Here is a 6,049-nt window from a genome sequence, read left to right on the forward strand (position 1 = left end):
CCGGACGAGTCCTACCGGGCCGGACTGTGCCACCGGCCGAGCCGAGCCCGGCGGTGCCGACCGGCCGAGCCGAGCCCGGCGGTGCCGACCAGCCGGACCGAGCCCGGCGGTGCCGATCTGCCGAGCCGAGCCCGGCCGGGGCGAACGGACGACTCCGGCGCGCGAACGCGCCGACCACTCCATTACTACACGCCGACCGCCGTGGCGACCGCCCGGCCGGTGAGCACTTCGGCGAGATGTTCCCGGTAGTCCACATCGGCGCTGGCATCGGCGGTGGCACTGGTGCCCTCCGCCGCGTGCCGGGCCGCCGCGGTGATCGCCTCCGCGGTGGCCGGGGCGCCGAGCAGCGCCCCTTCCACCCCACGCGCCCGGATCGGCGTGGCGCCCATGTTCGTCAGCCCCACGCGGGCCTCGGCGATCGCGCCGTCCCGCACGAGCACGGCGGCGGCCACCCCGACCATGGACCACGCCTGCGCGACGCGGTTGAACTTCTCGTAGTGCGCCGACCAGCCGGTCCACTTCGGCATCCGGATCTCGACCAGCACCTCGTCGGCCTCCAGCGCGGTGGTGAAGAAGTCCGCGAAGAACTCCGCCGCGGGCACCGTCCGCTGCCCGCCCGGACCGGCGATGACCATCTCGGCGTCCAGCACGAGTGCCGGAGCGGGCAGATCCCCGGCCGGGTCGGCGTGCGCCAGCGATCCGCCGAACGTGCCGCGGTGGCGCACCTGCGGGTCCGCCACGGTGCGGGTGGCCAGCGCGATCAGCTCGGCGTGCTCGCGGACGAGCGGGTCGCGGGCGATCTCGTGGTGCGTGGTCATCGCGCCGATCACCAGCCGGTCGCCGTCCTCGCGGACGCCGCGCAGCTGCGGGATGCGGCCGAGGTCGACGACCACCCGCGGGTCGGCCAGCCGCATCCGCAGCACCGGCAGCAGGCTCTGCCCGCCGCCGAGCACCTTGGCCTCGTCGCCCGCCTGCTGCAGCGCGGTCACCGCCTCATCCACTGTGGACGGTGCGATGTAGTCGAAGGATGCGGGGATCACCGGTTACCTCCTCGCGAGCCGGAACCTTCCATCGAACCCATGCCGCCACCGGATTCCGGCGCGGTCTGCCCGGAAGCTCGCGCCCCGGTGATCGCCCGCCACACGCGCTGCGGCGAGCACGGCATCTCCACGTCGTCGACGCCGAAGTGCCGGATCGCGTCCACGACCGCGTTGACCACCGCCGGGGTGGAGGCGATCGTGCCTGCTTCCCCGACGCCCTTCACGCCCAGCGCGTTCGACGTCGCGCGGGTCTCGGTGCGGTCGGTGACGTACTCCGGCAGGTCCGCAGCCGACGGCACCAGGTAGTCCGCCAGCGTGGCCGTGGTCAGCGTGCCGGACTCGTCGTGCACGGCCTCCTCGAACAGCGCCTGCGCGATGCCCTGCGCGAGCCCGCCGTGCACCTGGCCTTCCACGATCAGCGGGTTGACCACGGTGCCCACGTCGTCCACGCAGACGTAGTCGCGGATGCGCACCCGCCCGGTCGCGGTGTCCACTTCGGTCGCGCACAGGTGCGTGCCGTGCGGGAAGGAGAAGTTCTCCGGGTCGAACGTGGCGTCCGCGTCCAGGCTCGGCTCCACCCCTTCCGGCAGGTCGTGCGCGGCGAACGCGGCCAGCGCCACCTCGCCGAGCGCGGTGGCCCGGTCGGTGCCGCGCACGCCGAAGCTGCCCGCGGTGAACTCCACGTCGTCCTCGGCGCACTCCATCATGTGCGCGGCGATCGTGCGGGCCTTGTCGATCACCTTGTCCGCGGCGCTGACCACCGCCATGCCGCCGACCGCCAGCGAGCGCGAACCGTAGGTGTCCAGGCCCTTCGGCGAGGACTGGGTGTCGCCGTGCAGGATCTCGACGTCCTCGAACGGCACGCCCAGCCGGTCGGCGACGATCTGGCTCCACGCCGTCTCGTGGCCCTGCCCGTGCGGCGAGACGCCGGTGACGACCTCGACCTTGCCGGTCGGCAGCACCCGGATCGCGGCGTGTTCCCAGCCGCCCGCGCCGTAGGACAGCGAACCCAGCACCCGCGACGGCGCCAGCCCGCACATCTCGGTGAACGTGGAGATCCCGATGCCCAGCTGCACGGTGTCCCCGCGTCGCCTGCGCTCGGCCTGCTCCTGCCGCAGCGAGTCGTAGCCCAGCAGTTCCATCGCCCGGTCGGTCGCGGCCTCGTAGTCGCCCGAGTCGTAGGTCAGCCCGGCGACGGTGTCGTACGGGAACTCGTCGCGGCCGATCCAGTTCTTGCGCCGGACCTCCATCGGATCCATGCCCAGCTCGGCGGCGAGCTCGTCCATCATCCGCTCGATGCCGAAGGTGGCCTCCGGCCGCCCGGCACCTCGGTAGGCGTCCGTCGGGGTCTTGTTCGTGAACACGTTCGTGCAGCTGAAGTGGTACGCCGGGAACTTGTAGATCGCGTTGAACATGAACGCGCCCAGGATCGGCACGCCCGGCGTGACCAGCCGCAGGTAGGCGCCCATGTCCGCGAGCAGCTCGACCTTAAGCCCGGTGACCGTGCCGTCCCGGCGGGCCGAGATCGACAACCGCTGCACCTGGTCGCGGCCGTGGTGCGCGGAGACCATCGTCTCGGAGCGCGACTCGGTCCACTTCACCGGCTTGCCCAGCCTGCGGGCCAGCAGGAACGCGATGAACTCCTCCGGGGTGACCTGCAGCTTGCCGCCGAAGCCGCCGCCGACGTCCGGCGCGATCACCCGCACCTTGTGCTCCGGCACGCCCAGGTTCATCGCGATCATCAGCCGCAGGATGTGCGGCACCTGGGTGGCCGACCACATGGTGAACTGCTCGCCGGTCGGGTCCACCACGACCGAGCGGGGCTCCATGAACGCCGGGATGAGCCGCTGCTGCCGGAACGTGCGGTCCACCCGCACCTCGGCGTCGTCGAGCGCCTGCTGCACGTCGCCGCCGGTACCCGCAGCGGCGGAGTCGAACGTCCAGGTCGCGCTGCGGTTGGTGCCCAAGTCCTCGTGCACCAGCGGGGATTCGTCGGTGGCCGCCGCGGTGATGTCCAGGACCACCGGCAGGTCCTCGTAGTCCACCTCGATCGCGTCCAGCGCGTCGTGCGCCTCGGCCGCGCTGCGGGCGGCGACCACGGCGACCGCCTCACCGGCGAAGTTGACGGTGTCCACCGCCAGCGACGGCGCGTCCGGCGACTTCATGTCCTCGGTGATCGGCCACGCGCACGGCAGGCTGCCCTGCTCGTCGGCGACGTCCTGCCCGGTGAGCACCGCTCGCACACCCGGCATCTTGCGTGCGCTTTCGGTGTCGATGGCGGTGATGCGCGCGTGCGCGACCGGGCTGCGCAAGATCGCCAGGTGCAGCATCCCGGGCAGCGCCATGTTGTCGGTCCAGCGAGTGCGCCCGGTGATCAGCCGGGCGTCCTCCTTGCGCTTGCGGGCGCGGCCGAGTTCGGGTTCCGCGGTGGAAGTCATGGCTGCCGCACCTCCGCCTGCTGCTCGCCGGTGCGCTGCTGCGGGGTGTCCGCGGTCTGCTCGATCGGCGGTCCGGCGCCCGGCCGCATCTTCCCGGCCGCGTCCTGCACCGCGCGGACGATGTTCTGGTAGCCGGTGCAGCGGCAGAGGTTGCCCTCCAGCCCTTCGCGGATCTGCTCGTCGCTGGGCGCGGAGTTCTCCGCGAGCAGGTCCAGCGACTGCATGATCATGCCGGGCGTGCAGAACCCGCACTGCAGCGCGTGGTTGTCGTGGAACGCCTGCTGCACCGGGTGCAGCTCGCCGTCCCGTTCGAGTCCTTCGATGGTGGTGACGTCGTGCCCGTCGGCCTGCACCGCGAGCACCGAACAGGATTTGACGCTCTGGCCGTCCAGGTGAACGGTGCAGGCGCCGCAGTTGCTGGTGTCGCAGCCGACGACGGTGCCGACCTTGCCCAGCCGGTCGCGCAGGTGCTGCACGAGCAGGGTGCGGGGTTCGACTTCGTCGGTGTACTCGGTGCCGTCGACGTTGACGGTGATGCGCGGCATCGGGCCTCCATTGGACGGGCCGCGGTTAGCGCGGGTGTTCGGGAACGTTGACCCCTATGGGTGACAGAGGTCACTCGGCTCCTGAGCCTGCTACGCGTTCGCGCCAAGAGCAACCCCACCTCGCGCGGGGTGCGGCGGCCGCGGAGTGCCGAGCACGCGGGCGCATGACTGGTGAACCGATCAGCTCCCGGACGGCCCGCGGATGGCCCGTTCGGAGCAGTGCGCCGCGCCGAATTCCCAGCTCGGCACGATTCCGCCGGGGCGGCCGGTGCTTCAGCGGTGGATGGGGCCCGCGGTTTCGGTGAGGCGGGTTCCCGCGCCGCCCCAGCGCAGCGAGATCAGTTCCGCCGCGATGGACACCGCGGTCTCCTCCGGTGTGCGCGCACCCAGATCCAACCCGATCGGCGAGGACAGCTTGGCCAGCTCCGCCTCCGCGAGGCCCTGTTCGCGCAGCCGCTGCATCCGGTCGTCGTGCGTGCGCCGCGAACCCATCGCGCCCACGTAGCCGAGGTCGTGCCGCAGCGCGAGCTCCAGCACGGGCACGTCGAACTTCGGATCGTGCGTGAGCACCATGACCGCGGTCCGCTCGTCCAGCCTCCCCGCCTCGGCCTCCGCGGCCAGGTAGCGGTGCGGCCAATCCACCACCACGTCGTCCACGCCGGGGAACCGGCTGTGCGTGGCGAACACCGGCCGCGCGTCGCACACCGTCACGCGGTAGCCGAGGAACGAGCCGATCCGCGCCATCGCCGCGGCGAAGTCGATCGCGCCGAACACCAGCATCCGCGGCGGCGGCTCGAAGGAGTTCACGAACACCCGCATCCCCTCGCCGCGCCGCTGACCCTCCGGTCCGTACTCCAGGACGCCGCTGCGGCCGCTGGCGAGCATCCCCCGCGCGTCGTCGGCCACCGCGTCGTCCATCCGCCGCTCGCCCAGGCTGCCGCCGGTGCGGTCGCGCCACACCAGCAGGCGCGCTCCGACCCGGGCGGGATCCGGGTGCTCGACCACGGTCGTCACCGCGACCGGTTCCTCCGCGCGCACCGAATCGGCGACCGCGTCGAACTCGGGGAACGATTCCCGGTCGATCCGCTCGACGAACACGTCGAGGATGCCGCCGCAGGTCAGCCCGACCGCGAACGCGTCGTCGTCGCTGACGCCGTAGCGCTGCAGGCCCGCGGGGTCGCCGTCGAGCACCGCGGTCGCCCGCTCGTAGACCGCGCCTTCCACGCAACCGCCGGAGACGCTGCCGACCGCCTCCCCCTCGGGAGTCACCAGCATCGCCGCACCAGGCGGGCGCGGCGCCGAGCGGAACGTGGCCACCACCGTGCCGAGCCCCACCGGTTCGCCGGAATCCCAGCGCTTGGCCACCTCATCGAGCACGTCACGCACGGCCCACCTCCGCTGTCGGCCGACCGGGAACTTCCGGCGGCATTTGCTTGTCAGCGTTCGCGGTCGCACCGGAATTCCCGAACCGCCGCACCCGCGACCACACCCGCTGCAACGAGTCGAGGCTGTGCCCGGCCACCAAGGCGTCCACGTGCGGCGCGGCGGCCACGATCCCGGACTGCACCGGCTCGTACCCCGCATGACCGGCGTGCGGGTTGGCCCAGATGACCGCCCGCGCCAGCCGCCGCAACCGGTGCGTCTGCTCGGCCAGCAGCTGCACGTCACCGCGTTCCCAGCCGTCGGAGAACAGCACGACGACCGAACCGCGGGCAACGCCCCGCTGGCCCCACCGGTCCAGGAACCCGCGCAGCGTCTCGCCGAGCCTGGTTCCGCCGGAGAAGTCCGGCACCGCCTTCGACGCCGCGTGCAGCGCGTGCTCCGGGTCGCGCTGGCGCAGCTGCCTGCTCACCCGGGTCATCCTGGTGCCCAGCGTGAAGACTTCGGTGCTCGCCGGGGTGCGGCGAACCACCACGTGCGCGAACCGCAGCAGCGCGTCGGCGTACGGGGCCATCGAGCCGGAAACGTCGATCAGCAGCACCACCCGGCGCGGCCTGCGCGCCTTGCGATGCCGCGCCAGGCGCAG

General features: G+C 72.5%; 5 protein-coding genes. All 5 read right to left on the reverse strand.

All coding sequences use genetic code 11. The features are described from left to right. Positions 1-185 precede the first annotated feature (185 nt). Complete coding sequence (locus tag IJH84_RS19240) at positions 186-1,040, reverse strand: xanthine dehydrogenase family protein subunit M (RefSeq protein ID WP_200068360.1); 855 nt, start codon at positions 1,038-1,040, stop codon at positions 186-188. Beyond that, positions 1,037-3,478: a xanthine dehydrogenase family protein molybdopterin-binding subunit gene (locus IJH84_RS19245; protein ID WP_200068359.1), complete on the reverse strand. Its 2,442-nt coding sequence runs from the start codon at positions 3,476-3,478 to the stop codon at positions 1,037-1,039. The genes IJH84_RS19240 and IJH84_RS19245 overlap by 4 nt, the downstream gene beginning before the upstream one ends. Further along, on the reverse strand, positions 3,475-4,023 hold the full coding sequence (locus IJH84_RS19250) for a (2Fe-2S)-binding protein (RefSeq protein ID WP_200068358.1): 549 nt from the start codon (positions 4,021-4,023) through the stop codon (positions 3,475-3,477). The genes IJH84_RS19245 and IJH84_RS19250 overlap by 4 nt, the downstream gene beginning before the upstream one ends. Positions 4,024-4,296: 273 nt before the next feature. Continuing rightward, entirely contained in the window at positions 4,297-5,409 is a 1,113-nt protein-coding gene (locus IJH84_RS19255) for an XdhC/CoxI family protein (RefSeq protein ID WP_200068357.1), read from the reverse strand. Further along, positions 5,402-6,049: VWA domain-containing protein (locus tag IJH84_RS19260; RefSeq protein ID WP_295147045.1), on the reverse strand; the 648-nt coding region annotated here is incomplete at its 5' end. The genes IJH84_RS19255 and IJH84_RS19260, both read right to left, overlap by 8 nt.

The organism is Saccharopolyspora sp. (assembly GCF_017434145.1).
In the GTDB taxonomy this organism is placed as follows: Bacteria; Actinomycetota; Actinomycetes; order Mycobacteriales; family Pseudonocardiaceae; genus Saccharopolyspora_C; species Saccharopolyspora_C galaxeae.